The sequence below is a fragment of the [Phormidium] sp. LEGE 05292 genome, from assembly GCF_015207735.1.
Classification (GTDB): domain Bacteria; phylum Cyanobacteriota; class Cyanobacteriia; order Cyanobacteriales; family Aerosakkonemataceae; genus Floridanema.
The window spans coordinates 1-26,741 of record NZ_JADEWG010000008.1 but is presented as its reverse complement, the minus strand read 5'-3'; the positions used below and the strand labels follow the sequence as shown (position 1 = coordinate 26,741).

25 protein-coding genes are annotated in these 26,741 nt (G+C 39.6%); 9 read left to right on the top strand and 16 right to left on the bottom strand.

Annotation, left to right across the window (positions count from 1 at the left end):
- Positions 1–112 precede the first annotated feature (112 nt).
- Entirely contained in the window at positions 113–751 is a 639-nt protein-coding gene (locus tag IQ264_RS04100) for a peroxiredoxin (RefSeq protein WP_193978884.1), read from the bottom strand.
- A gap of 370 nt (positions 752–1,121) precedes the next feature.
- Between IQ264_RS04100 and IQ264_RS04095 the strand changes: the two genes are divergently transcribed.
- From IQ264_RS04095 to IQ264_RS32680, 3 genes are all read left to right on the top strand, one after another.
- Positions 1,122–3,098 carry an SPFH domain-containing protein gene (locus IQ264_RS04095; RefSeq protein WP_193978882.1) on the top strand — a complete coding sequence of 659 codons (1,977 nt, stop codon included), beginning with the start codon at positions 1,122–1,124 and terminating at the stop codon, positions 3,096–3,098.
- Between the two features lie 183 nt (positions 3,099–3,281).
- Positions 3,282–5,147 (top strand): serine/threonine-protein kinase, encoded by a 1,866-nt coding sequence (locus IQ264_RS04090; protein WP_193978880.1) that lies wholly within the window; start codon positions 3,282–3,284, stop codon positions 5,145–5,147.
- Between the two features lie 7 nt (positions 5,148–5,154).
- The gene (locus IQ264_RS32680) at positions 5,155–5,274 is read left to right on the top strand and encodes a DUF4926 domain-containing protein (RefSeq protein ID WP_228061276.1); all 120 of its coding nucleotides are present in this window, start codon (positions 5,155–5,157) and stop codon (positions 5,272–5,274) included.
- Between the two features lie 180 nt (positions 5,275–5,454).
- On the opposite strand, the gene hisIE is transcribed toward IQ264_RS32680, so the two are convergent.
- Positions 5,455–6,102, bottom strand: coding sequence for a bifunctional phosphoribosyl-AMP cyclohydrolase/phosphoribosyl-ATP diphosphatase HisIE (gene hisIE / locus IQ264_RS04080; protein WP_193978878.1), 648 nt, complete (start codon positions 6,100–6,102; stop codon positions 5,455–5,457).
- 194 nt (positions 6,103–6,296) lie between these two features.
- Positions 6,297–6,509: a ChaB family protein gene (locus IQ264_RS04075; RefSeq protein ID WP_193978876.1), complete on the bottom strand. Its 213-nt coding sequence runs from the start codon at positions 6,507–6,509 to the stop codon at positions 6,297–6,299.
- Between the two features lie 122 nt (positions 6,510–6,631).
- On the opposite strand from IQ264_RS04075, the gene hemL reads away from it, so the two are divergent.
- Together hemL and IQ264_RS04065 are read left to right on the top strand one after the other, a co-directional pair.
- Positions 6,632–7,930: a glutamate-1-semialdehyde 2,1-aminomutase gene (gene hemL, locus IQ264_RS04070; protein ID WP_193978874.1), complete on the top strand. Its 1,299-nt coding sequence runs from the start codon at positions 6,632–6,634 to the stop codon at positions 7,928–7,930.
- 322 nt (positions 7,931–8,252) lie between these two features.
- Positions 8,253–11,276 (top strand): PAS domain-containing sensor histidine kinase, encoded by a 3,024-nt coding sequence (locus IQ264_RS04065; protein WP_193978872.1) that lies wholly within the window; start codon positions 8,253–8,255, stop codon positions 11,274–11,276.
- Between the two features lie 251 nt (positions 11,277–11,527).
- Here IQ264_RS04065 and IQ264_RS04060 read toward each other — a convergent pair whose 3' ends face one another.
- The 6 genes from IQ264_RS04060 to IQ264_RS04035 all read right to left on the bottom strand — a co-directional run bounded on the left by IQ264_RS04060 (position 11,528) and on the right by IQ264_RS04035 (position 15,776).
- On the bottom strand, positions 11,528–12,976 hold the full coding sequence (locus tag IQ264_RS04060; RefSeq protein ID WP_193978870.1) for a hypothetical protein: 1,449 nt from the start codon (positions 12,974–12,976) through the stop codon (positions 11,528–11,530).
- Between the two features lie 69 nt (positions 12,977–13,045).
- A complete protein-coding gene (locus tag IQ264_RS04055) occupies positions 13,046–13,273 on the bottom strand; it encodes a DUF7219 family protein (protein WP_193978868.1) in 228 nt (75 codons plus the stop codon).
- Between the two features lie 26 nt (positions 13,274–13,299).
- Positions 13,300–13,611 carry a hypothetical protein gene (locus IQ264_RS04050; RefSeq protein WP_193978866.1) on the bottom strand — a complete coding sequence of 104 codons (312 nt, stop codon included), beginning with the start codon at positions 13,609–13,611 and terminating at the stop codon, positions 13,300–13,302.
- A 160-nt stretch (positions 13,612–13,771) separates the two neighbouring features.
- Positions 13,772–14,095: a YnfA family protein gene (locus IQ264_RS04045; protein WP_193978864.1), complete on the bottom strand. Its 324-nt coding sequence runs from the start codon at positions 14,093–14,095 to the stop codon at positions 13,772–13,774.
- 125 nt (positions 14,096–14,220) lie between these two features.
- Entirely contained in the window at positions 14,221–14,457 is a 237-nt protein-coding gene (locus tag IQ264_RS04040; RefSeq protein WP_193978862.1) for a hypothetical protein, read from the bottom strand.
- A 20-nt stretch (positions 14,458–14,477) separates the two neighbouring features.
- Entirely contained in the window at positions 14,478–15,776 is a 1,299-nt protein-coding gene (locus tag IQ264_RS04035; RefSeq protein WP_193978860.1) for a serine/threonine-protein kinase, read from the bottom strand.
- 31 nt (positions 15,777–15,807) lie between these two features.
- Here IQ264_RS04035 and IQ264_RS04030 point away from each other — a divergent pair, with 31 nt between their 5' ends.
- Complete coding sequence (locus IQ264_RS04030) at positions 15,808–15,987, top strand: hypothetical protein (protein ID WP_193978858.1); 180 nt, start codon at positions 15,808–15,810, stop codon at positions 15,985–15,987.
- Between the two features lie 253 nt (positions 15,988–16,240).
- Here the strand turns inward: IQ264_RS04030 and IQ264_RS04025 are convergent, their stop codons facing one another.
- From IQ264_RS04025 to ebsA, 6 genes are all read right to left on the bottom strand, one after another.
- On the bottom strand, positions 16,241–16,825 hold the full coding sequence (locus tag IQ264_RS04025; protein WP_228061275.1) for a YidH family protein: 585 nt from the start codon (positions 16,823–16,825) through the stop codon (positions 16,241–16,243).
- A 19-nt stretch (positions 16,826–16,844) separates the two neighbouring features.
- A complete protein-coding gene (locus IQ264_RS04020; protein WP_193978856.1) occupies positions 16,845–17,336 on the bottom strand; it encodes a YajQ family cyclic di-GMP-binding protein in 492 nt (163 codons plus the stop codon).
- 137 nt (positions 17,337–17,473) lie between these two features.
- Positions 17,474–17,878 (bottom strand): MAPEG family protein, encoded by a 405-nt coding sequence (locus IQ264_RS04015; RefSeq protein WP_193978854.1) that lies wholly within the window; start codon positions 17,876–17,878, stop codon positions 17,474–17,476.
- A 45-nt stretch (positions 17,879–17,923) separates the two neighbouring features.
- Positions 17,924–18,427 (bottom strand): DNA recombination-mediator protein A, encoded by a 504-nt coding sequence (locus IQ264_RS04010; protein ID WP_073591437.1) that lies wholly within the window; start codon positions 18,425–18,427, stop codon positions 17,924–17,926.
- Positions 18,428–18,473: 46 nt separating this feature from the next.
- Positions 18,474–19,565, bottom strand: a complete 1,092-nt coding sequence (locus IQ264_RS04005; protein ID WP_193978852.1) for a phosphotransacetylase family protein — start codon at positions 19,563–19,565, stop codon at positions 18,474–18,476.
- 46 nt (positions 19,566–19,611) lie between these two features.
- On the bottom strand, positions 19,612–19,989 hold the full coding sequence (gene ebsA / locus IQ264_RS04000) for a type IV pilus biogenesis protein EbsA (protein WP_073591439.1): 378 nt from the start codon (positions 19,987–19,989) through the stop codon (positions 19,612–19,614).
- Between the two features lie 584 nt (positions 19,990–20,573).
- Between ebsA and IQ264_RS03995 the strand changes: the two genes are divergently transcribed.
- Positions 20,574–21,977 carry a glycosyltransferase gene (locus IQ264_RS03995; RefSeq protein WP_193978850.1) on the top strand — a complete coding sequence of 468 codons (1,404 nt, stop codon included), beginning with the start codon at positions 20,574–20,576 and terminating at the stop codon, positions 21,975–21,977.
- An 83-nt stretch (positions 21,978–22,060) separates the two neighbouring features.
- On the opposite strand, the gene IQ264_RS03990 is transcribed toward IQ264_RS03995, so the two are convergent.
- The gene (locus IQ264_RS03990; protein ID WP_193978848.1) at positions 22,061–24,070 is read right to left on the bottom strand and encodes a DNA polymerase III subunit gamma/tau; all 2,010 of its coding nucleotides are present in this window, start codon (positions 24,068–24,070) and stop codon (positions 22,061–22,063) included.
- Positions 24,071–24,131: 61 nt separating this feature from the next.
- Between IQ264_RS03990 and IQ264_RS03985 the strand changes: the two genes are divergently transcribed.
- Positions 24,132–25,481, top strand: coding sequence for a C13 family peptidase (locus tag IQ264_RS03985; protein WP_193978846.1), 1,350 nt, complete (start codon positions 24,132–24,134; stop codon positions 25,479–25,481).
- 15 nt (positions 25,482–25,496) lie between these two features.
- Entirely contained in the window at positions 25,497–26,630 is a 1,134-nt protein-coding gene (locus IQ264_RS03980; RefSeq protein WP_193978844.1) for a tetratricopeptide repeat protein, read from the top strand.
- Positions 26,631–26,741 lie beyond the last annotated feature (111 nt).

Below are 26,741 nucleotides of genomic sequence, written 5' to 3'. Positions count from 1 at the left end.
CCTTCAAACTACACACAATATAAGGTTAGCAAATCTTCCCCATCTAAAAAAAATCAGGTGAGCATTGCCCACCCTACAGAATAATTATTGCAAATTTCAACCAAACTAAAAATTACTTGTTTGGTTGAGGAGTCATCCGCAAATAAGGTTTAACTTCTTCGTAACCTTTGGGGAATTTCTCTTTCAAAACTTCGGGATCTTTTAAAGATGGCACTATTACTACATCTTCGCCATCTTTCCAGTTAGCAGGTGTCGCTACGCTGTAATTATCTGTCAGTTGCAAAGAGTCAATTACCCGCAGAATTTCATCAAAATTCCGTCCTGTACTGGGAGGATAGGTAAAGCTTAAACGTAGTTTCTTTTGGGGATCGATCACAAAAACTGTGCGAACTGTTACCGTGTTGGTAGCATTGGGGTGAATCATGTCATAAAGGTCAGAAACCTTTTTATCTGGATCTGCCAGAATTGGATAATTCAGCTTTACACTTTGAGTTTCTTCAATGTCACCAATCCAGCCTTTGTGAGATTCTACATCATCCACGCTGAGGGCTAATACTTTTACGTTGCGCTTGTCGAATTCTGGTTTGAGGCGGGCAACTTCGCCTAATTCGGTGGTGCAAACGGGTGTATAATCTGCGGGGTGAGAGAACAGGACAACCCAGCTGTCTCCTGCCCAGTTATAAAAGTCGATATCGCCTTCGCTGGAGGCTTGAGTAAAGTTGGGAACGGTGTCGCCAAGTCTAAGCGCCATAATCTTTGGTTTCCTCTGCGCTGAAACCGCTAAAATCATTTACTTTGCAATCATGCCATAAAATCCGATCTTTCCGACCGGATTTTAGATATTTTAATGTTTTATTGGATTTTTTGTAACTTCCGATACAATTCAACGGTTGAGAGGTTGCTATAGACAAACTGAGAAAATTTGCTAGGCTATAATCAACTTTATAGTTTTTTGCTGATGGCAAAATAGCCTGGAACTTTAAGTTTAAGTTAAGGTTTAAGGTTGCATATTTTTTTGATTCTTTCCCAATTCTTAATTAAGTGCGTCAGTAAAAAGTAGGACTGGCATTGTATTAGTTTGCAAGTGGACAGTTTCCACTTTTATTGGAGATTGAAGATATATGTCTCGTTTCAAATTTTTTAACAAGTTTTTACCTTTGGCAACATCTTTATTGGTGGCTGGAATACCAGCAGGTGCGATCGCTTCAAACACCCCTCAGCAAACTAACCTACCACAACCCAAATCACAAGAAGTTCAGTTGATGCAAGCTGATTTGGGATTCAGTTTGCCAATGTGGATTTATGCCGTTGGCGGGGTTGTAGTAATTCTCATTTTCTTACCTAAAATTGGTTGGATTTTAGGGTTGATAGTTATTGGCGAACGAGAAGTGGGAATTGTTACCAAAAAGTTCGCTGCTAAAAGTTTGCCCGCAGGTAAATTAATTGCGCTCAATAGTGAAGCGGGTTTGCAAGCAGATACCCTACCACCGGGATGGCATTTTGGTTATTTTCCTTGGCAATATAGCATTCGGAAAGAGCAAGTTATCGTTATTCCTCAAGATGAAATTGGTTTAATTGTTGCTAATGATGGCACAACTATTCCACGCAATCGAATTTTAGGCAAAGTTATTGAATGTGATGATTTTCAAAATGCTCGCAAGTTCCTCACTAATGGAGGCGAAAAAGGTCGGCAATTAGCTGTTATGACTACCGGAACTTATCGGATTAATACGGCTTTATTTGAGGTAATTACATCTAATAATGCTGCTAAACATGGAATGACTAAGGAGCAATTGAAGGTCTATAAAGTTGAGTCGGAACGAGTGGGAATTGTCTCTACTTTAGATGGGGTTCCCATTGAAGAAGGGGAAATTGCTGGGCCGATAATTCCTCAACATGATAACTTTCAAAAAGCGCAAAGTTTTATTAATGGTGGCGGACGGAGAGGTTTGCAGGAACAAGTAATTCTTTCGGGTTCTTGGAATTTAAATCCTTGGTTTGTGAAGGTGGAACAAGAACCAATGACGGAAGTGCCGATCGGTTATGTAGGCGTAGTAATTTCGTTTGTGGGTCGATCGCACGAAGATATCAGCGGCGAATCTTTTACTCACGGCAATTTAGTTAATAAAGGTGACAAAGGCGTTTGGATTGAACCTTTGTACCCCGGTAAACATCCCCTCAACACAAAAATTATGAAAGTGGAATTGGTTCCCACAACTAATATTGTGTTGAATTTTACGGCGCGATTCAGCGGCGAACATGGTTATGATTCTAAATTAGTTGCTTTGAAGTTGCTTTCTTTTGATGGTTTTACTTTCGATTTAGAAGTTTTCCAAATAATTCATGTTGCTGCTGTTGATGCACCAAAAGTAATTTCCCGGTTGGGTTCGATGCAGAATTTAGTAGATCATGTTTTGCGTCCAATTGTAGGTAATTATTTCCGCAATTCTGCACAAGAATACACGATTTTGGATTTCTTGGTCGATCGCGCTCAACGCCAAGCAGAAGCAGCCGAATACGTGCGTCAGGCGTTGCGTGCTTATGATGTGCAGGCGGTTGATACTTTGATCGGTTTGATTTCGCCGCCGCCTGAACTAATGCAAACTTTGACCGATCGCAAAATCGCCGAAGAACAACAGAAAACCTACGAAGTTCAACGAATGGCGCAGTCGCAGCGTCAAGAACTGGTGCGGGAAACGGCTTTAGCGGACATTCAAAAAGATGTGGTGACAGCAGAACAAGGAGTTAAAATTGCTGAACTTCATGCGACTGCAAAAATTAATGAGGCGCATGGGGAAGCGGAATCGATTCGCGTCACTGGAGAAGCGAAAGCGGATGCTTATGAAGCTGGTGTAAATGCTTTAGGTTCGCAATCTTACACAGCGTTACAATTGATGCAGGTGATTGGCGATCGCAATGTGCGAGTTGTTCCCGATGTAGCTGTTAGCGGTAATAGCCAAGGTTCAGGTTTAGTTGATGGTTTGATGGGAATGTTGTTGTGGAATCAAACTAAAGAATTGCAAGGTAATGGTAAAAGTAATGGTCAGAATTTAATTGTCAAAAGCCAAGTAGAAGATCAGTTAGAAAAAGGCGGTTAAAACCGCGTCTACACAAACGAAGTCCGCCTACGCGGACTCCTAAAGGCGAATTTTGAACCTGAAGAACCCCACCCCCGCCAAAGCTGCGCTTTGTCTCCCCTCCCCGTTTACGGGGAGGGGATTAAGGGGTGGGGTTTAACTTAGCGGGAAAGGTAACTGATGATCCCAAATTAATATAAAAAGATGAGTCTTGAAGGTAGAGAAACAATTTGTTTCAACCCTAGTTGTAATGAGTCACAAAATTACGATCGCAATTCTGTAATTTGTCAATTTTGTGGCTCTACTTTACTTCTCAAAAAACGCTATCGTGCGGTTAAAGTTTTGGGTAGGGGAGGCTTTGGACAAACATTTTTAGCCTTTGATTTGGCTGAAGATTCTCCTACTCTTTGTGTTGTCAAACAATTTTGGCGAGTTCTCGATCGGGGTGATTCCGAAAAATTTTTGTTTGGAGATGCGATCAACAAATTAAAAGAATTAGGCAATCATCCCCAAATTCCTGCTGTTATAGACAGTTTTGCCGAAAATGGCAATTTCTACCTCGTCCAAAAATACATAACTGGAAAAAACCTAGCAATACTTTTAGGCGAAAAGGGTCAATTTAGTGCCGCGGAAGTCTGGCAAATTTTAGAAAATTTACTTCCCGTCCTCCAGTTCATTCATTCCCATCAAGTCATTCATCGCGATATTAAACCTGAGAATATTATTCAAATAAAATCGTTAAATGATTTATTTTTAGTTGATTTTAGTGCGGCAAAACTGGTGACAGAAACTTTTTTTGTTACGCCAGGAACGACGATCGGTAGTGCTGAATATGCTGCACCAGAACAAGTGAGAGGAAGCGCAGTTTTCAGCAGCGATCTTTACAGTTTAGGGGTTGTTTGCCTGAATTTACTAACAGGAATTCGTCCGTTTCACCTGTTCGATTTGGCGAATAATTGTTGGGTATGGCGAAATTATTGGCTGTCAGATTTGGCAAGTTCTGTAGAATATGATTTGGCGCAAATTATCGATCGCCTAATCGAACCTTCATTAGAAAAGCGATTTCCTTCTGCTGAAGTTGCACTCACCGAAATGCAAAAACTCACAGGTAAAAAAATCCCAATTTCAGCACCTCCTCCTAAACAAACTTGGGAAACTTACGCCACACTTGTCGGTGATGGAGGGCTATTTTCTGGGATTAATGCGATCGCTCTTTCTCCTGACGATAAAATGCTTGCCAGTGTCAGCGACGATCGAACAATTTGCTTATGGGATATTGGTCATTTTGTAGAGACGTTGCGTGCAACGTCTCTACAGGAATTTTTTACCTTAAAAGCTCATACAGGAAAAGTCAAATCTGTTGCTTTTCATCCTCATTCCCCGAACATATTAGCAAGCGGAAGTAGTGATCGCCAAATCAAGCTTTGGGATTTGCAAAAACGCCAGGAAATTCACACAATACTCGGTCACAATGGCGCTGTCAACGCTTTAGCATTCAGTCCTGACGGGAAAATTCTTGCCAGTGGTAGTGCTGATAAAACTGTCAAATTATGGCATCCCGAAATAGGAGAACAGATAACAACATTATCAGGAGCTAAATTAGGGATAAATGCGATCGCTTTCAGTCCAGTTTCCCCTATATTAGCAAGTGCAAGTTCCGATCAAATTGTGCATATTTGGGATTTAATAAAGTTTGAATTAATTTGTACTTTGGTTGGACATACTGGGGGGGTGAGAGCGATCGTATTTAGTCCCGATGGCAAATTACTAGCTACAGGCGGCGAAGACAGAACTATTCGCCTTTGGGATACCACAACTTGGCAATGTAATTGTATTCTTTCAGGACATCCTTGGTTAATTTCTGCGCTTACCTTTTCCCCCAATAATCAAATTCTCATTAGTGGAAGTTGGGATAAAACTGTAAAATTGTGGCAAGTTAGTACTGGAAAAGAAATAGGAATACTCGTCGGTCATACAGATTTGGTTAGTTGTGTTGCCATTTCTTCTGATGGCAGTTTCATTGCTAGCGGTAGTCAAGATAAGACGATTAAACTATACAAGCAAAATTAATAGATTTATGGAAATATACAATTCTGAAAATGAAAGCAAATATTTAGTAGAATTTGCTGATAACCAAGGGCGGGAATATGCAATGGCTATTTTGAAAGCTGATGAACTGATTTGTATTGCAATATGAACTGATAAGTGATTAATTCTTTCGGAGTTCCCCCCTTGAGTAAGGGGGGTAGTGGGGGGATATAACGCTGTCATTACTGGGTTTAGATCCCCCCAACCCCCCTTAATAAGGGGGGCTAAGAAAGAACTATACTGGTAACTAGCAACTTAAATTACAACTTTCTCAGTAATAGCAAAAAACCTATCTCCGCCGTTCCTGCAACTTCCGATAAACTGCTTTAATATCAACATTATGATGCGCTAAAGCGACCAAAGTATGATAAAATAAATCTGCAACTTCGCCAGCAATTCCTTCTTTATCATCATCTTTAAAAGCCATCACCACTTCAGCGGATTCTTCGCCAATTTTTTTTAAAATCTTGTTATTTCCACCCGCAATTAACTTGCAAGTATAAGACTCTTCGTTGGGATGATCTCTACGATCGCAAATTACCTCAAACACCTGTGATAAAGTATCCGCAGGTGGCGCAATCTTCGACCCATTGGTTTGATGAAAACAACTGCGTTCCCCAGTATGGCAAGCAATATCACCAATCTGTTCCACAGTAATTAGTAATGCGTCGCTGTCGCAGTCATAACGCATACTTTTGACATTTTGCACATGACCGGAAGTTTCCCCTTTAGGCCATAATTCCGATCGAGAACGACTCCAAAACCAAGTTCTTCCTGTTTCCAACGTTTTGGCTAAAGATTCCCGATTCATCCAAGCCATCATCAAGACAGTACCATCAAGGTAATCTTGAACAATAGCCGGAACTAACCCACGTTCGTCGTAACGAATTTGCTCGATCGGGATAGACTGGTTAAGAGCCGTTAAATCAGCAGGCATAAACTTCGGTCACAAAAGCAGAGTAGATTGCTTATTTTAGGGGACAAGGGGACAAGGCGACAAGGGGACAAGGCGACACGGTAGGGGCGGGTTTAGTACATAATCTTTGTACCGCACAAACAATCTCTGGGCAAAACCCGCCCCTACAAACTCAAAACTCAAAACTCAAAACTTAAAACTTCCCTTCTGCCTTCTTAAGCTACTAAAGTACTTGACCCCTGATCGAGGGTATTATAAATATTTGCGGCTTGAGTTCTTACAGCACACCAAGCAACCTGATGAGCTTTTGACTCTTCACCGTACCAATGAATAGCACAATTGAACGCTGCTCGGTATAATTCTTGAGCAGCTTCAGAAAGGCGATCGCGCACATCTGCTGGTAAATCTTGATTGCTCTTATATAACATCTTGGTTATTTACGGGTAGATGGGGGTATCGCGAGAGTAACATTGTCAATCATTGGTTGCATCTATCTTAAGACAGACTTTAAAGCCAAGACAGGCAAAGACTTACAGTTAAGGAGACAGCTTTGGTGACCACCTCTTTTAAAACCACCAAATCGGAAGAAATTTTTGCAGCAGCGCAGAAAATCATGCCAGGAGGCGTGAGTTCTCCTGTACGTGCTTTCAAATCAGTGGGAGGACAACCCATCGTCTTTGACCATGTTAAAGGCGCTTACATCTGGGATGTTGATGGAAATGAATACATTGACTATGTAGGAACTTGGGGTCCAGCAATCTGCGGTCACGCTCATCCAGAAGTAATTAAAGCACTACACGAGGCTTTAGATAAAGGTACTAGCTTCGGCGCACCTTCTGTTCTGGAAAACGTCCTGGCAGAAATGGTAATTGATGCCGTTCCTAGTATTGAAATGGTGCGGTTTGTCAATTCTGGAACTGAGGCTTGCATGGCGGTATTGCGTTTAATGCGTGCTTTTACCGGACGTGAGAAAGTAATTAAATTTGAAGGTTGCTATCACGGACACGCCGATATGTTTCTGGTGAAGGCGGGTTCCGGTGTTGCTACCCTTGGTTTACCCGACTCTCCGGGCGTTCCCAAGTCTGTAACTAGCAGCACGCTCACCGCACCTTACAACGATTTAGAAGCTGTAAAAGCTTTGTTTGCCGAAAACCCTGGTGAAATTGCAGGTGTAATTCTGGAACCAGTGGTAGGTAATGCAGGTTTTATTCCTCCAGATGCCGGATTTTTGGAAGGTTTACGGGTAATTACCCAAGAAAACGGTGCATTGTTGGTGTTTGATGAAGTAATGACTGGGTTCCGCATTGCTTACGGCGGCGCACAAGAAAAATTTGGCATTACTCCCGATTTAACGACTTTAGGTAAGATTATTGGCGGTGGTTTACCAGTAGGTGCTTATGGCGGTAGACAGGATATCATGTCTATGGTGGCACCTGCTGGCCCAATGTACCAAGCAGGAACATTATCCGGCAATCCCTTGGCAATGACAGCGGGGATTAAAACTTTGGAATTACTGCAAAAACCCGGTACTTACGAGTATTTGGAAAAGATTACCAGAAAACTCAGTAATGGCTTGTTGCAAATTGCCAAAGAAACAGGTCATGCTGTTTGTGGCGGTCAAATTAGCGCCATGTTTGGTTTATTCTTTACTTCCGGGCCAGTTCATAATTATGAGGATGCCAAAAAGTCAGATACGGCTAAATTTGGTCGTTTCCATCGCGGAATGTTAGAACGTGGTGTTTATTTGGCACCTTCGCAATTTGAAGCTGGTTTTACTTCCTTTGCTCATACGGAAGAGGATATCGATCGCACTTTGGCAGCTGCTAAGGAAGTTCTCTCTACTATCTAGAATAAATTTCATTTATCTCTCGGTGTTACCCCGTCTCTCTAGGCGGGGTTTATTGTCTGTATTTTTAACTAATTTGTTTATTTATATTTTTTCATTACAAACCCTTAATTTTCAGTAGTTAATCGGGTATCAATTACATCAAGATACTAATAAAATCAGTTTATCTGGTGGTAAAACAACTAAGCTGTTAATCTTTTAAATTGCTTGTTGAGGCAGCAGGGGTGCAAGGGATAGATATGAACATTACATGGCTGTTAGCTAGCTTAATATAGGCAATTTTTATCCAAAAACTCCTAAATTATAGCCAATATACAGAGAAAAAATGAAATATTCAATGTCACAAAAAGATATAGAAAAAATATCCAAATTTATTAAATTACTGAAGCTGCTATCTCAATTTACTAGTGTAATCAGTATTTTATTTGGGTTTTACCTTTATTTTAATTCGATAAATGCTCCTGGATTAGGATTAATTTTATCCGGGTTAACATTGTGGCTATGGCATCAAGAAAAGGTTAAAGCTAAATTACCAATTTTGACTTTTGGTTGTTTAGTCTTGCTAATTTTTGTAGAGACTTTAGAAATGGTTTCCTTATTTTTTCAGATTAATTTCTGGAAGATACCAGAAAGTTTGACTGTTAATACAGCTATTACTTTTGTTTTTCTAAGTATAGCATTATTACTTTTAGTAAAAAACTTTTATAGTGCTGCTCAATTTTTTGGTGTTATGGCTTTTTTGATTTCTTTAATTGGTTTTTTAGGTGAGGTTTATCAAATCAAAGATTTTTATGGATTTGGTTCTTATACTATAATGCTATTGCCAACAAGTATAGCAATTGTTTTATTGTCTTTGGGAATTTTATTGGCTGCTCCCGAACATGGTTGGATCAGAACTTTCACTAGCGAAAATGCTGGGGGAATTATGGCAAGACGGATGTCACCTATTGCGATCGCAATGCCATTAATTGTCGGCTGGCTAATTTTAATCGGTTATCGCAGTAATAGTTATTCCCCAGAAATTGCCATCACTTTATCGAGTCTGTTAAATATTATCTTTTTTAATTGGGTAATTTGGTGTACGGCTAGATTTTTAACCAGAATTGATAGCCAAAGACAACAAGTACAAAAAGCCCTGCAAGACAATGAGCTTAAATTTCGTGCTATTTTCGATCAATCCTTCCAATTTGTTGCTTTATTACAACCAAATGGTACTTTGATTGAAATCAATCAAGCCGCATTAGATTTTGCAGGAATTACCTCTTCCGATGTAGTTAACAAACCTTTTTGGCAAACCCGATGGTGGGTAGAGGAAGATAGATTAATTACCAGGTTATCGCTGACTAGCCATGAGGATTTATTAGAGGTACAAGAACAATTAAAAACCGCTATTAAAGAAGCAGCAAAAGGCGCATTAGTCCGCTATGAAGTGGATGTTTGGGGCGCAAATAATCAGGCGGCAACTATTGATTTTTCTCTAAAGCCGCTTCGCGATCGTACCGGAGAGGTAATATTATTAATTGCTGAAGGACGCGACATTAGCGATCGTAAACAATTTGAAACTGCTTTACGAGAAAGAGAGCAATTTTTAGCCAGTATTTATGATGGTGTTAATTATATTATATGTGTCGTTGATGTTGCTGAAAATGGCAATATTACTTATGCTGGTTGGAATCCCGCAACAGAAAAAATTACTGGAATTAGTTCTCAAGCTATTTTTGGTAAAACTCCTGAAGAACTTTTTCCTCCACAGTTATCCAACGAATTTCGGCAGGGATTTAACAAATGTTTAGCCGCCAAAGCTTCTATTTCTTATGAAAGTTGTACGAACATTGATGATGAAGAAGTTTGGTTAATGGCAACTTTAACTCCTCTCAAAGATCAAGCCGGGAAAATTCACCGAATCATTGCTACTTCTACTTATATTACCGAACGCAAAAAAGCCGAAATAGCTTTGCAAAACTCCGAAGCACAATTCCGCAAATTAGCACAACAAGAAGCATTAATTAATCGCATTGCTAACCAAATTCGTAATTCTTTAGATATCGATCGCATTTTAGAAACTACGGTAAATGAAGCCCGTAGCTTATTACAGATCGATCGCGCCGCTTTTGGTTGGTATCATTATGATAGTAATCCCCAAACTTGGGAATGTATTAAAGAAGCAAAAAACGACCTTTTGCCAAGTATATTAGGATTATATAAAGCAACTGTGCTTGGCCCTTTATGTGAAAAAATTATGATGCGGGAAATTTTCCAAGTTGATGAAGTTAGGACTTTCCCCGATCCAATTTTGCGAGAATTTCTCTCAGAGTTACGTTATACTTCAATTTTAATTTTACCCATTCAAACTCAATCTGGTAAAGTGGGCGCTTTTAGTTTCGGACATACTCGCTATAAACGTCCTTTTACTGACAGCGAAGTAGAATTAATAGAAGCTGTGGGGGTACAATTAGCGATCGCCCTTAACCAAGCAGAACTATACGCCCAAAGTCGGGAACGTACCCAACAATTAGAAATAGCATTACAAGAATTACAACAGACTCAAACCCAATTAATTCAAAGCGAAAAAATGTCTTCTTTAGGACAAATGGTAGCAGGCGTAGCCCATGAAATTAATAACCCTGTAAGCTTCATTTATGGCAATATTCAACCCGCTACCGATTATATCCGAGACTTACTTAAATTGCTCGAACTTTATCAAGTCCATTACCCATTTCCCGCGCAACAAATTCAAATGGAAGCAGAAGCAATTGATTTAGAATTTTTAGTCGAAGACTTACCAAAATTATTAAATTCCATGAAAGTGGGCGCAACTCGAATTAAAGATATTGTACAGAGTTTGCGGATTTTTTCCCGCTTAGATGAAGCTGATATGAAAGTAGTCAATATTCACGAAGGGATTGATAGCACGATCATGATTTTAGAACATCGACTAAAAGCCAAGCCTCACTTTTCTGGGATTTCAGTAATTAAAAAATATAGCAAATTACCCCTGATAGAATGTTACGCAGGGCAATTGAATCAAGTGTTTATGAACATTTTAGCAAACGCCATAGATGCGTTAGAAACTCAACCCGAACCCCGAAATATTACAATTACAACTCAAGTGAAAAATCAGTTAATAATTATTAGTATTGCTGACAATGGCGTAGGAATGCCTCAAGATATTAAAAGTAAAATATTTGATCCATTTTTTACAACAAAGTCTGTAGGTAAAGGTACAGGGTTAGGATTAAGTATTTCTCACTCCATTATTGTAGAAAAACACAATGGTAAATTAAAATGTAACTCCCAATTAGGTCAAGGTACAGAGTTTATTATTGAAATTCCAGTTCGACAGAAATAGTTACAGCAGGTTACAGGTAAATGAGATCCAGAAATTCTAGTTTCAGGAGACAGGCAACATAAATTAAAACTTAGGTTTACCTTACAAAAACAGAAAAATACTGGATTTATTAAAGAGCAATTTTTATCAACAGAGGAGGATGTCCTGTTAGTCACTAAGAATTTAGGTTGTAATCAATAGCATTTTCTATCTTGGTGAGGTATAACGATCGCAGTATAAAGCTTTTATTCGCTATACCTCAATTAATCAAATCAATTATGTACTTTAGAACCATTTCTAGACTTGAGTTTTTGATTTTTGACTCTAGTCTGCGGCAAATCTTTTTTGTCTTTTTGGAAGTAACAAATTTCAACCAATGTAGGCCAAATTTCCAAAGCAGCTTGAAACTGACTCACTACATCATCAATAATTCTGGAAACATTTTGCTGGAAAAAGTCCGGTTCAAATCCATAAAATACTCTCGTTAAACTATCAGCAAATCTTTGCAGCGATTGCTTACGATCTTCATCTTGAGTTCTTTTTGCCGCTTTGATAATATCAGTATAGATTGCAGTAATTTTTTGCAAAATTTCCTCTGAATCTTGCAAAGTGATTTCGCCTGTGTAGCCAAACTTAATACTCAAATCATCAAGTTCATAGAGGCTATCTTTAATTTTGCGTTTCAGCAGATTGGAAATTTCCTCGTTGAAAATTTCACTTACTAGCGGATTACGCATATAGTTATTTCTGATATGGTTTTGTACTGCATCAACATGGGCTGCAACAATGCCATTTTGCTGAATCCAAAGCCTATAAATGTAATCTTCAAATCTCAATCTTGTGGGAAAGAATGGTGGTAATCCTAGTCGATTGTCATAGCCAGCAACACCACAATCCATTCGCCAATTTTTGTTAGTTACAACGGGTCGGAAATTAACAAGAACATACAATTCATTTAAATCGTCTGGATTAATTTGATTATCATTATTGAGATACATATAAACAAAATCCAGCGTATCAATGTCATTGGTTCCTGTCCGAAAGGTCTGAGCCATTTTAACAACGGCATCCTCGGAAATTTCCCCCGATCGCAATAACAAAGAATTTTCTCGGAAGTAACCTTTCGTAGTGTTAGTTTCCAGATCCATTGTCGTGTCAACAACCAATTCTCCAATCTCATAGTTTTCTGGAACTTGGCTTACTTTCTGTCCCAAAACATCTTCAAATGCTGTTAGTAAATCAAACGATCGATGAACAAATCCGGTTTCATTTGCCCCAAACAATTTGCCTCGACAAATTTCATCTGTTTTTAAAGATTCGGGACTTGTTTCGATTAGTGCATCAGGTCGCATATCATCGTCAGAACTCACCATTAAATGTCCAAGAGTGTACATCAATGTGAAGTTGCGATTGCCTCCGTAACTAGGGCGAAATAAATTTCTGACCAACGATTCTAACTTTTTATCCCGTAATCTTTCGTTCAAGAATGTAATAAATTGTTCTTTCTCCTGAGGACCGACGTAAAATATATCGTTGACGGTTTTTGTTTGCTCTAAAAGTGGGTAGTACTTTTCGTAGTTAACTAAAGTTGAATCGTCAAAAATTATAATTTTGGGTGCGTGTCCGTTTGCCCAGAAATTATCATCATATTTTTCGATCGTCTCCGCTACATCTCTGAGTCGGTATGTTGGAATTACAAAAAAAGTTTCTTTAGGTTTCATTTCCTGACAATGTTTTCAAAATGATCAATGATTTGAGGTTGAGTTAAGTTCAACAGTCTTTCTAAATGTTTAGCTAGCAATTTCTAACTGTTGATAGATGAGTTCAAACTGTTGCCAGAGGTCTTCAATTTTTTGATAAGCTTCTTCTCTGGAAATTTTACCGTTTGTTTCTAAACTGGTGATGTAATTAGTGCGTTGAGCAAATTCTTGTAAGTTTGCATTAAACACTAAATGGTCTGGTGTGATTTTTCCGTGATAGCGCGAGCGAGCATACAAAAGTTCGTTTTTAGTGGACATTTCTAACTGTTCCTGCAACAAATTGATTAACCAAAATAGGTATCTTCTGCGGCTGTATTCTCTTTTGAATCAGGATTTTTTCTCATCGCTGCTTGATGCTTTTGTCGTAAAGCGACTAACCCAATACAACCTACTACTCCAGCGACAGTTGCAAAAACTAACCATCTAGGCTTTTGGACATTTTCTAATTGAGATGCTTGTGGATTTTGCGCTCGTTCTGAAGTGATTGGTTGAACAAAGTTAGGTTGAGCTAAGAGTACAATGGCTATGGTGAGAAAGATTAAATCAAAAATTAAGAACTTAAACCGAAAATTGTTCAAGAAATTAACAGGTTTCATCTTAATTAGCTACGACACATTAGGAAAGTAACTGCTGGATTAAACTGACTCAATTTATATTTTTAATGTAGCACCGTAAACTTCTGTAAATCAATATATCTGAGATATAAATGTGAGATATAAAGCAAGATATAATCCTTGTTTAGGATGACATTTTTTACTAGTGGTGGGGGCTAAACAGAATCACGAATGTTCCAATGAGGGAAACTGTAACGCCCAACAAATCCCACTTGTCTGGTTGGACACCTTCAACTAACCATAACCAGAGGAGAGATATTAAGATGTAAATACCACCGTAAGCGGCATATACTCTGCCAGCATTTGAAGCATCTATTTTAGTGAGAGTAATAGCAAAGATGACTAAAAAAAACAGTCCTGGAATAACCCAAAGTAGACTTTTTCCAAGTTTCAACCACGCCCAAAAACTGTAGCAACCAAAAATTTCACTAAATGCAGCAATTAGGAAGAAAACAAAATTTTGCATAAAGGTATGTTGTTGCGCTTTAGCGCTCTTAGTATATCTGAAATAAGAGCGCTAAAACTGAATTCTTTCTTAATCAGCAACTTCTTGGATTGTGGTTGGATAAACAATGTGATTTCCAGTCATCTCTAGGACAAGCGTTTAGTACTTTGTAAATTTGGAACAAGCAAGCCAAACGATTGTTTAGTTTCTGTTTGAGGTAACGATCGCTTTTCCATTTCCCAGAAAAAACAAATCATTAGCATTGAGCCAATGCAAGTCGTCATAAATAGCAAAATGAAGGTAAACACCAGTTCAACCACATCTTTGTCGAATAGTTTCGAGTAGTAAACCCGCAATTTTTTTACTAAACTAGTGGAAGTCATCGGAGGTAATTTACTAACACTTAATAAAGTTTCAAAGTTGATCGTTCGTCCTTTAAAGGAGTAGCATTCGGATAGGGAGGCGTACTGATGAAAAAAAGAATGTTTCCCAAGCAATACACCAGAAAAGCCATCGCTACGCCGCCAATCAACGCATTGATGCTGACAATCAAGGCTTGCCGCACCAAAGGAAATGCTTTGAGTACTATAATTTTTTGGGCAAATGGCAAAGTCTCTCGAACAGGAGGCGTGTTTGCTGCACTTGTCGATCGCAGACTTAAAAAAAAAGCTTTTTCGGTTTCACAATCCCAGGCGTTCTCTCTACCAGGCAGGTAATACCAATTCTGCGTTAATGGGAGGTAGACTGTAGCTCCAGATACGGACGGAGTTTTCTGAACAAAGTTAGTAATTGATTTGAGCAGAGTAGAATCGGAAAAATTTCTGCTCTGAATCGCACTATCTGTTTGTTTCTCAGTTGAAGAATTTAAATCTGCTAAAATCTCTGATACTAACTGATAACGTCGTCTGACTGCTGGTTGCAATAATTTATACAAAATCGCTTTTAACTCGGAACTAATAGGTTGAGGTAAATAAGCTTGCCACTTCCAGTCATCTTCAACAATGTCATACAAATCAAAAGGTCGCATCTGCGTTAACAGATACAGGCAAGTTACACCCAAACTGTACAAGTCGCTAGCAAAAACCGCTTGACCTTTGATTTGTTCTGGCGCAGCATACTCTACACTGCCAATCATCGTTCCTGTATGACATGAGTTGAGGTGAGTGATTTGCTTTGCTGCACCAAAGTCAACTAAGATTAATTGACGATCGCTCTGGCGGCGAATAATATTAGCAGGTTTAATATCTCGATGGATGATTTGGCGATCGTGGAGATGCTGTATAACTGGTAATATTTCTCGCAGAAATTGCCAAACCTCAACCTCATTAAACGGAATTGCTTTTGCTTCCTGTTCCAAAGTCAAACCATCAATCCATTCTTGCACGATAAAGCCACAGCCATCTTGCTCAAAGGTATTGAATAACTCAGGAATCTGAGGATGTTCGCCTAATTGAGCTAATTTCTTGACTTCCTGATGAAAGCGTTCTGTAGTAGTTTGATGATGAGTTGTATTACTTTGGAAGAATACTTGTTTAATCACACAAGGCTGTAAATTTTGTTGTTCATCTACCGCCAGAAATGTGTAACCAAAACCACCTTGTCCTAAGTGGTTAATAATACGGTAGCGGTGATTAAGCCGTTGATTTAACAGGCTTTGAAAATAATGACTTCCGTTCCCTAAATAGGGTTTTTTCGTACTCATAATAATTAAGTAAACCGGATTAATTTGGGGAATGCTTGACGATCGAGAATCTCAGTCCCCAAAAGCAAAAATCAGTCTTGGTTCATTTCAAAGAACCACAGATCCGATCGTGGAAGATTTTGCCGCAGTTAACAAGGTATTGGAAGGTATAACTTTGCCTTTATTAAAAGGTATATATCAAGGCACTCCAAATATATTTCTCGATAAATAAGTAGGTAGATATAAATAAAGTGAAAACTCTCGTCAAACAGGATCTCCACCCCACAAGCAATACTGCTCGGTTAAGAGTAGGGGCGAACGCGAGTGCGTGCCGGAGGCATCAGCATTCGGGCGACAGTTTATACCAAATCCGGGTTAAATACCCCCTTTATACTTAATCCTGTTTGATTACTTTTTTTGAACCACGTTCGCGTAGCGTGTGCGTAGCACGTAAGACAAGGTAGCGTAGGACTGAGTTTCAAGAATTAGCGTCTCTTCAAAACGGGTGTTGTCATTAAACTTTTATTGACTACAGAGGGAATATTTGTTTTTCTGTTTAGTGGATTTAATTTAGTAGGAACAGGGTTATGTCGCAACAACAAAAGAGGAATACTTAGTAATCCTAAAACCATCACAATTACAGCAGTTAACCACACCATTAAACGGCTAGGTTTATAGTTAGCTTCTTCAATTTGTCGGAGAACTTTGTTGTACCGCCATACAGATAACGCAATGACAATTACTCCCAAAATTACTAAACTAATGCCTAAACTTTGGGAATTAATCAAAGAATCGGGAATAGTATTTTTACCTGTAAACGAAATCTCTATTTGTCGGAGAAATAAGCCAAAACGGGCAATAGCAAAACCAAAACCAATTAAGGCAATTGCTGTTCTTAACCAAGCTAAAAACGTGCGTTCATTGGCTTGATGTTCTCTTTGGCGATCGATCTTTGTCAGATTAGCCATACTTTTAAAACCGAGTGCAGCATTGCAGAAATGAATATAAAAGTTAAAAATCTTATGTCCTTCTAACTTCTGCCTTTTTGCATTAGTTAGTTGGGAAATCATACCCAACCAACTTTAAAATTTAGCGATAGTTAGTAAATTGCAACGCTACCGGATAATCTTCCTGCTTCAAACGCTGAATAACAGCTTGCAAATCATCTTTAACTTTTGCGGAAACTCGCACTGCATCGCCTTGGATGGAAGCTTGTACTTTCTTAAATTCGTCACGAATTAATTTGCTAATTTGTTTAGCCATTTCCTGGCTAATCCCTTTTTTTAGGGTAATTTCTTGACGGACTCGATTACCGCTAGCTGCTTCAACTTTGCCGTAATCAAAAATTTTTAAGGATAAATTACGTTTTGCTGCTTTTGTTTGCAAAATTGTATGCACGGCATCTAAAGTAAACTCGCTATCCGTGTTAACAGTAATCGTATCCTTACCTAATTCTACTGTCGTTTTAGTATCTTTCAGGTCGTAGCGACTACTAATTTCCCTAGTAGTTTGATCGACTGCATTTACTAATTCTTGGTAATCAAAGTCACTAACAATATCAAACGAATAAGTGGAGGCCATAACAAGTAACTGAACGCTAACTGGGGATAATTGGTAATTGGTAATTGGTGGTTAATTGGAAATTTCAAATCTAAAGATGGCATGAGATTTGTTATTGCTAATTTTCCTACCTATTACCCATTACCTAACAAGAAATTTCATCTAGCCTGGTCAAGACTCAACACAATTAAAGTGCCACTGCAAAGAGTTGCGATCGCAAACGTCAGCGATCGCAACAGTGGTACATTCAAAATGTAAAACACCGAGTAAAGCAAACGGGCAACCAAAAAAGTTAACCCAGCAAATACTGCCAGAGTCGAATTTACACCTGTCACATAAGCCATTAATGCTGCTGGAGCAAAGATCATCAAAGCTTCAAAACCATTTTGATGCGCCCAAGTAGCACGTTGAGCATAAGCAGGTAACTTATCAACCATAGCTCTAGGAGTTGCTAAAGCTTGTGTTCCCAAATTGACCCGAGCATAAGCCACCAGCAAAAAGGGAACATAAACTAAAACAATAGCCACAGCAATGCAATACAGAAAAATTATCGATCCTGACATTAATAATCACCTCATCAGCCCTGATTTATTTCGCAGATTTGCACCTTAATCAAAGTAAAACAAGGTGACTAATTTTCTTTGCTCCTCAGCATCTTCGCAGGTTTTCAAAAGAGTCCTACTATCGTGAAAAGCAAAGCAAATTAATTGTTGGCATCGGGAAACAATTTCCTGATTGCAGAGAGCACTAGCTTCACCCAAAGACAAATGATCGTTTTCCGGCTTTTCTACCAAGTGCATTACCTGTTCCAACAACTCGCGAGATTCTCGTGGTTGCCTGTCCAGGCTCTGGGGTAAAATTACCGTTAACAACTTGGGATCGGCCCGCATTGCGCCGCGAATAGCCGCCGCATTTGTACCAGTAGCACCAGAAGTGAGCAGCTTATTCCCTGTCAAAACCAGGGCATAGCTCATCATTTCAATTAAGTGCTGATGGGTAATAGGAACATGGCGCGAACCTAACAGGGCAATTCGTTTAGAACCTGTTTGTTGGATCGTCGCTAGTTCTTGGACTAATTCATCAAATTTAGGAATGTCCAGCGATTGACTCAAGGATTAAGTTGAAGACACAACGACCTAGTTATTTTAACAGACTCGGTTAAGGCAACGTCACAGCTGCCTGTAAGTCGAGTTTTGTCAGTAACCGATTAATATCAAAATGTTGTGCCATTAACTGACGGACACATTCGACCTTGATCGGTTCTTGGAGACGCACTTGACCAAAAGCTTGATCGATAATTTCTACAGTGGTTAAAGTATCCAGATCGACTGAGAGAATGGGAATTTCCAAATCTTCAGCCCGACTCAAAATCAAATCTGAAGGTGGGATATGTCCTGTTAAAATCAAGCATTGGGTGGAAGTTTCCAGCGCCGCTAGTTGAATTTCCGTGCGATCGCCCCCTGTTACCACCGCCATATTCCGCCCTTTGCGGAAATACTTCAGCGCCGAATTAACATCCATTGCCCCAATTGTCAAGCTTTCTACCAGTAAATCCAAGCGATCGCTACGACATAAAACCTCAGCCTTCAATTGTTTTACCAATTCCCTAACAGTCACACTGCGGAGCAAAGCACTACGAGGCAAAATACCCAACACTGGAACATCCCGTTTTTCTAGAAATGGACGGACTTCTGTTTGAGCCATTTCCATTTGATTTACTGGCACATCATTCAGGACAACGCCCAATAAGCGATCGCCCAACAAACGCTTCGCTGACAATAACTTATGCACTGACAGTAAAGACTGCCAACGGGACACTAGTAGGATCGAGGCATCAATAGAATTAGCCGCCTCTAGTAAAGAAAAATCAAATAAACTGCCTTCTTCTAGAGTACCTGGCCCCTCCAGCAACACCAACTCCCCACTAGCCACATCCAGATATTTTGCTAATTCCGCACGGTAATCTACCCTGTCCTCGCCTCTGATGCGTTTAGCTACAGCATCTTCGCTCAAAAAAAACAGAGTTGGTCTAATTCGATCTGATGGCAAGTTCAGGTTTTGAGCCAAAAACTTCACATCCTCATCGATCGCATCCGTTTGTGGTTCATTCCAACAAGTTCCCAGAGGCTTACCGTAGGCAATATCCAGTTGTTTTTGTTTTAACTGATGGGCAAGCCCCAATATTACTGCTGACTTGCCACTATAAGATTCTGTTGACCCAATCAGCAGATATTTCGTAAATTTTGGCACACCCTAGCTCCTGACTTTAATACTAAAAAGGTGGCTTTTCCAATTTTTATTCATCCAGGCGCAACAGCCTCCGGTAGAAACTCTTGGAAAAGTCGATCGTCCGCGTGGACTTAAAATTCATTATGACTTCTATGAGAAAGTTAACAAATTCATTATTAGCCAAAGTCATCTCATAGCTGAGTTCCGCATTGCCATCAAACTGCAACCGACAACGAGTTAAATCGGCTGGTAATGCAGCTACACTCCAAGTTGCAACAAAAGGGATGCTCTCACCACCTTCAATTTTGCGATTGCCTTCGAGTACGCCCTTTTCATAAAGGCTCATTGCCTTCGGTAGCCAAGTTCGCTTATTGCCTTGGTAATATGGCATATAAACATTTACTCTTTGGGGATTGGCTGGGGGCAGTTGCTCAATAATATCCATAATGTTCCCTTTTTGCTCGCTCGTTATTATAGGTACTCAACTGAATGGTTCTCTTGTACTTGTGGTAAAAAATCCTGTGCCAGGGGACTGTACAAGCAATTGATGAATTGCCCCTAAAACTGGGATTCCTGATACATCAACAATTTTAGAAATTAATCAGGATTGCTTATCACCATAAGTTAAGAGAGAGACAGATGTTTGGGAATTTTTTTGCACGATCGTATTATTCCCCAATTTACCTAGTGGAATTACCAAATTGCCGCAAAACTAATCCGAAATTTTCATTACAGAAATACATTACACTCAGATCTTGCTCTTTGAAAGGAGGTAGAACCTCCCAAGACCTCGTTCCCAGGTTGAACCTGGGAACGAGAAATAGAGACTCCGCCTCGTGGCGCAAGATCTCAGTTACATAAATAATTGAAATAAAAGAAAAATCCTCTCCCAGCCCCATAGCAACTCATTTCCAGCGCAATATCCTCCCCGAAAATTACCAAATCAATAGCGGCAGCTGCTAAGTAGTACAGCAATCTTGGATACAATAAGGCTGCATTAGCAGTACTGGTGGTTGAATCAACTGAAATATGCCAGCGAACTCCTGGCCCGAAAACAATTCCTACGACGAGCTTGACGAACTGAGCTCGTTGATCTCCGATATCTCGCAAACAGAGGAATCTGACAAAACACCTAACCAAAGGTATGGAGGACGTAGGCGCAAAGCGGCGATCGTCCTGACGATAGTTTGGAGTGGCACTATTGCCCTGCATTTACTCTCTTGGGGTAGTTGGCTAATTTTAGGCTTGACAACCTTAATGGGAATTCATGCGATCCGCGTTCTGCGTGCTCGCCCCCATGCCTTACCTGAGCCTTTGTCAACCGAAAACCAAGATTCTTGGCCATTCGTTTCTTTGCTGGTAGCAGCTAAAAATGAAGAGGCTGTAATTGAAAGATTGGTAAATACCCTCTGTAGTTTAGACTATCCCAGCTACCGTTATGAACTTTGGGTAATTGATGACAATAGCACGGACAAAACCTCACTTTTACTCAAGCAACTAACTCAGAAATACGAGCAGTTGAAAGTGTTCCGGCGATCGTCAGGTGCGACTGGCGGCAAATCAGGGGCCCTAAATCAAGTCCTGCCTCTGACTCGTGGCGATATTATCGCTGTGTTTGATGCTGATGCTCAAGTACCTAAAGATATGTTGCGGCGCGTTGTCCCTGTTTTTGCTAAAGAACAGGTGGGCGCAGTCCAAGTCCAAAAGGCTATCTCTAACCCTGATGTGAATTTGCTCACTATGGGTCAAGTGGCGGAAATGGCATTGGATAGCTATTTTCAACAACAGCGGATCGCCCTTGGTGGCATTGGCGAACTGCGCGGAAATGGCGAGTTTATTCGCCGTTCTGCTTTGGAAGACTGTGGCGGTTTCAATGAGGAAACTATTACTGATGACCTCGATTTAACTATTCGTCTGCATCTGGAGCAATGGGATATTGAATTTGTCATCGATCCAGCTGTGGAAGAGGAAGGGGTAACAACTACGATCGCTCTCTGGCATCAACGTAACCGTTGGGCAGAAGGCGGTTATCAGCGTTATCTGGACTATTGGCGACCGATTTTTGCAGGTTCGATGGGCTACCGGAAAACTTGGGATCTGTTTATGTTTTGGATTACCCAATATTTCCTCCCCACCGCAGCAGTGCCAGATTTTTTAATGGCGATCGCTCGCAACCGAATGCCTGTGTTTAGTCCAGTCACAGGTCTTATGCTCACGATGTCTTTTATCGCTATGTTTCGCGGTTTACGGCGCGTTAATCAACAGCAAAAAGCCACTATTCCTAACCCGTTGTTAACTGCGCTCAATACCCTACGTGGCAATTTGTATATGCTTCACTGGGTCATTGTTATGGCTAGTACCACCGCCCGAATGTCCGTTTTACCTAAACGACTAAAATGGGTGAAAACTGTCCATAAAGGCGCAGAGTCTTAGAAGGACAAGGGGACAAGGGGACAAGGGGACAAGGGGAAAATTTAATTCTTCCCTGTACTCTGAATCCCTAAAACCCCTCTTTCCTAAAATTCTTCTGCTGATTCTGATTCATCTTCTGGTTCAAAAGTTGAGTCAAAATCTGGTGTTTCTGAGGACGATCGCAAATTGTTTTTCTCCGGTAACGTATCAGCTAATTCCAGTACATCAGGTAATTCCACAACCTCCCCTTTAAAAGTACTAATTAAACGTTGAGTTGCCTTAGCAACTATTTCAGCTTCCGCATTTTTTACTAATTCTTCGCTGCTTTTTGGCTGCGCTTTCTTCGGTTCATTTACTATTGGCTGTGTTACTTTTTGTTCTGGTACAGGTGTTATTGAGCGAGTCGGTATTTCTGAATCAGCTTTTACCGGAACTTCAGGAGAGTGAGTTGTAGATTCAATCTTAGTTCTGTGAGGCTGAAAAATTTCTCTTTCTTTATTAGTAACTTTTACATTTTGATTACTATCGCTTTGATTTGGTGTAAATACTTTCAAAGTTACTTTAATTTTTCGATTAAAAATTCTTCCTAATGCAGCTTCTAAGTCTGATATTTTTGGTTGAGCGTGTTTCAGTAAATTAGCTGTTTTAACTCCTATTTGAGCATGAGAATCTTGGAAGTTTAATAAACATCCATGTTCCTTAAAAAGGGATTTTGCCGAAATGGATAAATTTGCTAAGATTTGCTGCCAAACTTGCTCCAAATTGATGTTTTCCTCTGAAATATCTGCCAGTTGAGAATTTTCTGGTATTGATTCAATTTTCGCAGTTTCAGAGGTTTCAGAAACAGAAGGATTAATCTCTTGCTTTGGTTGAATCGGCTCGAATTTAACTGAAGATTTTACAGAAGTTGAATCTTCGGCAGGTTGCGTATTTTTAACATTTGATGTTGACAAATTATTAGCTATATTAACAGGTTTAGCGTTTTGGGTAACTGGGAAATTAGTAGCAGGTTGTGTTGTTTGTCTAATTGCTGAAGGTAATAACCCTAATAGAGTAACTTCTAACCATAATCGGGGTTGAGTCGTGTTTTTAATCTGAAATTCGCTATCTTTAAGTAATTTTTGCCCTGCTAAAATTTCCGGATTTTGTAAATATGTAAAATCACACATTTTTTCCCAAGTGGGAGTAGTGACAACTGCTAATTCTGGACGGTTAGGCGCACTTTTGGCAATTAACAAATCTCGGTAAAAACTGGCTAAATTTTGCAACACAATTAAAGGTTCTCGTCCTCTATCCATGAGACGACGGGCAATTTCTAAAACTTTGGTACTTTCGTCATTGGCGATCGCTTCCAACATCTCCATCAAATCCCGTTCGGGAACTGCACCCACTAAATCCCAAACAGCCTCAACTGTCACTTGTCCGGGAAATAAACTTAACTGATCTAATAAACTTTCTGCATCTCTTAATCCACCTTGGGCAACTTGGGCAATTAAAGTAATTGCTTCTTTGGTAATGTTAATCTTTTCTTGATTAGCAATTTGCCACAAATGTTCGACCATTTCCTGTAAAGGAATGCGGCGAAAATCAAACCTTTGGCAACGGGAAATAATTGTGGGTAAAACTCTTTGCGGATCTGTAGTTGCTAAGACAAAAATTACTCGATCGGGCGGTTCTTCTAAAGTTTTTAGTAAAGCATTGAACGCCGCTGTTGATAGCATATGAACTTCGTCAATGATGTAAACTTTGTAACGACATTGTACGGGGGCAAACTGCGATCGCTCAATGATTTCCCGAATATTATCCACCCCAGTATTGCTAGCAGCATCAATTTCAATTACATCTAAAGATGAGCCTTTGGCAATAGTTACACAAACATCACATTTACCACAGGGACTTTCTGTGGGAACATTACTAGCAAGACAATTTAACGACTTGGCAAAAATTCGCGCACTAGAAGTTTTACCTGTACCTCTAGGCCCAGTAAACAAGTATGCTGGCGCAATCCGATCTTGTTGGATAGCATTAGTTAAAGTAGTCGCGATCGCCTCCTGACCTACCAAATGGGCAAAAGTTTGGGGACGATACTTATGATGTAGGGGTTCGTAGGACATAAGAAACAACAAGCAATATAGTTAATCGTTAAAATGCCTATTAAAGGTGAGATTATCAATCTTGAGTTTAAAAATTTTAACTTTGAATTGCCGATCGGTTACTTGTTATCACCTAGCAATTACCATGCCACAATTTTTCAGCAATAGTTTATTCCTCTGTAGCTTGGCTGTTCTCACATTCATCGGTCTACAATTACCACAAAAAAATCCTCATAATATTAAAGCAAAAAAAGAAAAGCCCAATTTATTACCACAAAAAATCGAAACTAGTCAAGGGAAACAAAATAATTTAAACTTGCAGCCAACCCAAAGTTTTTTAATTATCGGCGGTGGACCTGCGCCAGAAGCGAATGAAATCGGCATTGAAAAAAATATTTTGTACTTTCAGCGGACTCTGCGTGTAATGGGCTACAATCCAGCAGAGGTACCCATCTTCTTTGCTAATGGTAACAATCAACAAGCCACAGTGAGCTACTTGGATAAAAACGGCAGACAATTGTTTAAAATTCCAGAGATACCCAATATCAAGGGTGCCTCAACTTTGTCTAACCTACGCAGCACCTTTCAACAATTGCAGAGTAAAAAGTCAGATTCTGTGTTCTTTTATTTTACAGGACACGGAACTCGTAATCCTGAGAATATCAATAATAACCTAATCTTGTTATGGAATGATGAACCATTGAGCGTTCAAACGTTTTCTTCCTTGTTAGATCGATTACCTCCGAAAACATCTTTTGTAGCTATGATGAGTCAATGCTACTCTGGGTCATTTGCTAATTTAATTTATGAAGGTGGTAATCCCAAGCTTCCTATAACTCAAAGACCTCGCTGTGGTTTCTTTGCTACTGTGAAAACCCGACCTTCCGTTGGCTGTTCTCCACAAGTTAACGAAGCCGACTATGAGGATTATAGCTCTAGTTTCTTCGCTGGTTTAAGTGGTCGCAGCCGCACTGGTAAAACAGTCACTTCAGCTGACTATAACCAAGATGGAAGAGTGTCTTTCGCAGAAGCCCATGCTTTTGCCAAAATAGACCAACAAAATGTTGATTTTCCCCTTTCTACTTCCGAATATTGGTTACAAAATCAAGCTAATAAAAGGATTCAAGAAAAAATTGTAACTCAGGCAATAAATGTTACTTTAATAACAGCACGTCCTGAACAAAAGTCTGTAATTAATTATATCATAAAAATGTTTAAATTTGATCCAGAAAAGTCTTTCCAAGAAAATCAAAGAACTATTCTGGGAGGGAAAGCCAAAACGGAAGAACAAGAAGCTTATTTAATGCGATTACGGATGGAATTGTTAAATATTGCGATGGAAAAACAAGTGCGAAATTCAGGAAATCCTCAAGCTATCAGCATACTTGAGAGATTGATTGAATGTGAAAATGGTTCTTGGGGGAAACAATAAACAAGCGGTTGCCAAATGAATAAAATTAATCCTGAAATTAAAGAAAAGATCAAACGTACTGGTCGAGTTATTCTCAACTGGTTGAGAAGAAAACTCAGACGATGGTTAAAACCTTGGTTAACACCAAAGCCAAAGAAATTTCAAGTGTTACAAAATTATGTGTCTCCTGAACAGAGTAGACCTTTAGATAGTACAGATTATGAATATTTTTTCATGCAGTTACTAGAAGGGGTGGATCATGGATGGCGAAAAATTCAAGTTGAGCGAGTTTTTGCGGCTTTGTCTGAGAGAACTACAGAAGCAGAATGGATTGATTGGTTAAGGGGATTTGGCGATCGCTTATTAGCTGCACCAACCTCAAACGATCATTTAGCTAGTCAAATGATTAGATTAGGTGAATTAGGTTGCGGTACATTTGGCAGAATATCCCGTGAAATTGGCTTTTCTTTATTGGCAAAATCGCCTGAAGCCTACATATATAGTCACGAATTTTATCGAGAACCAGAAATAGTAGAAACTCCTACCCAAAAAGCTCAAGATTTATTTAATCAAGGGGTCGAACAATTTAATTCTGGAGACTTTTGGGCAGCGATTACAACTTACGACAAAGCCTTAGAAATTTTACCCAATGCTAACGAAGTTTGGTACAATCGCGCCAACGCTTTATTTAAATTAGGTAAAGCAACAGAAGCGATCGCCAGTTATGAAAAAACCTTGGAATTGAAACCCGACAAATACGAAGCATGGAACAATCGCGGCAATGCTTTATTTAATTTAGGCTACATTCAAGAAGCCTTGGAGAGTTACACTAAAGCCGTCGAAATTCAACCCCAATATCACCAAGCTTGGTTTAATAAAGCAGTATTATTGGGCAATTTAGGTAGACTAGAAGAAGCGATCGCATCCTACGACAAAGCCTTAGAAATAAAACCCCAAGACGATCAAGCTTGGTTTAATCGTGGATTAGTTTTAGGTAATTTAGGTAACTTAGAAGAAGCGATCGCTAGTTGGGACAAAGCCTTAACAATTAACCCAGAACGCTACGAAGCATGGTATAACCGCAGTGTAGCTTTGAGTAACTTAGGGCATACAGAAGAAGCTAATGCCAGCTTAGAAAAAGCTAAGGCACTCAAACCAGACCTTTATTGAAGAAAGGCAGAAGGCAAAAGGCTTTTTGAAGGCAGAAGGCAGAAGGCAGAAGGCAGAAGGCAAAAGAAAAATTCTCCTTGTCCCCCCATCTCCATCATCCCCCTATCTCCC

What these genes read in the sequence shown, in the direction of transcription:
- IQ264_RS04100 (WP_193978884.1), bottom strand. Translation starts at nt 751, where the DNA reads ATGGCGCTTAGACTTGGCGACACCGTTCCCAACTTTACTCAAGCCTCC.
- IQ264_RS04095 (WP_193978882.1), top strand. Translation starts at nt 1,122, where the DNA reads ATGTCTCGTTTCAAATTTTTTAACAAGTTTTTACCTTTGGCAACATCT.
- IQ264_RS04090 (WP_193978880.1), top strand. Translation starts at nt 3,282, where the DNA reads ATGAGTCTTGAAGGTAGAGAAACAATTTGTTTCAACCCTAGTTGTAAT.
- IQ264_RS32680 (WP_228061276.1), top strand. Translation starts at nt 5,155, where the DNA reads ATGGAAATATACAATTCTGAAAATGAAAGCAAATATTTAGTAGAATTT.
- hisIE (WP_193978878.1), bottom strand. Translation starts at nt 6,102, where the DNA reads ATGCCTGCTGATTTAACGGCTCTTAACCAGTCTATCCCGATCGAGCAA.
- IQ264_RS04075 (WP_193978876.1), bottom strand. Translation starts at nt 6,509, where the DNA reads ATGTTATATAAGAGCAATCAAGATTTACCAGCAGATGTGCGCGATCGC.
- IQ264_RS04065 (WP_193978872.1), top strand. Translation starts at nt 8,253, where the DNA reads ATGAAATATTCAATGTCACAAAAAGATATAGAAAAAATATCCAAATTT.
- IQ264_RS04060 (WP_193978870.1), bottom strand. Translation starts at nt 12,976, where the DNA reads ATGAAACCTAAAGAAACTTTTTTTGTAATTCCAACATACCGACTCAGA.
- IQ264_RS04055 (WP_193978868.1), bottom strand. Translation starts at nt 13,273, where the DNA reads ATGTCCACTAAAAACGAACTTTTGTATGCTCGCTCGCGCTATCACGGA.
- IQ264_RS04050 (WP_193978866.1), bottom strand. Translation starts at nt 13,611, where the DNA reads ATGAAACCTGTTAATTTCTTGAACAATTTTCGGTTTAAGTTCTTAATT.
- IQ264_RS04045 (WP_193978864.1), bottom strand. Translation starts at nt 14,095, where the DNA reads ATGCAAAATTTTGTTTTCTTCCTAATTGCTGCATTTAGTGAAATTTTT.
- IQ264_RS04040 (WP_193978862.1), bottom strand. Translation starts at nt 14,457, where the DNA reads ATGACTTCCACTAGTTTAGTAAAAAAATTGCGGGTTTACTACTCGAAA.
- IQ264_RS04035 (WP_193978860.1), bottom strand. Translation starts at nt 15,776, where the DNA reads ATGAGTACGAAAAAACCCTATTTAGGGAACGGAAGTCATTATTTTCAA.
- IQ264_RS04030 (WP_193978858.1), top strand. Translation starts at nt 15,808, where the DNA reads ATGCTTGACGATCGAGAATCTCAGTCCCCAAAAGCAAAAATCAGTCTT.
- IQ264_RS04025 (WP_228061275.1), bottom strand. Translation starts at nt 16,825, where the DNA reads ATGATTTCCCAACTAACTAATGCAAAAAGGCAGAAGTTAGAAGGACAT.
- IQ264_RS04020 (WP_193978856.1), bottom strand. Translation starts at nt 17,336, where the DNA reads ATGGCCTCCACTTATTCGTTTGATATTGTTAGTGACTTTGATTACCAA.
- IQ264_RS04015 (WP_193978854.1), bottom strand. Translation starts at nt 17,878, where the DNA reads ATGTCAGGATCGATAATTTTTCTGTATTGCATTGCTGTGGCTATTGTT.
- ebsA (WP_073591439.1), bottom strand. Translation starts at nt 19,989, where the DNA reads ATGGATATTATTGAGCAACTGCCCCCAGCCAATCCCCAAAGAGTAAAT.
- IQ264_RS03995 (WP_193978850.1), top strand. Translation starts at nt 20,574, where the DNA reads ATGCCAGCGAACTCCTGGCCCGAAAACAATTCCTACGACGAGCTTGAC.
- IQ264_RS03990 (WP_193978848.1), bottom strand. Translation starts at nt 24,070, where the DNA reads ATGTCCTACGAACCCCTACATCATAAGTATCGTCCCCAAACTTTTGCC.
- IQ264_RS03980 (WP_193978844.1), top strand. Translation starts at nt 25,497, where the DNA reads ATGAATAAAATTAATCCTGAAATTAAAGAAAAGATCAAACGTACTGGT.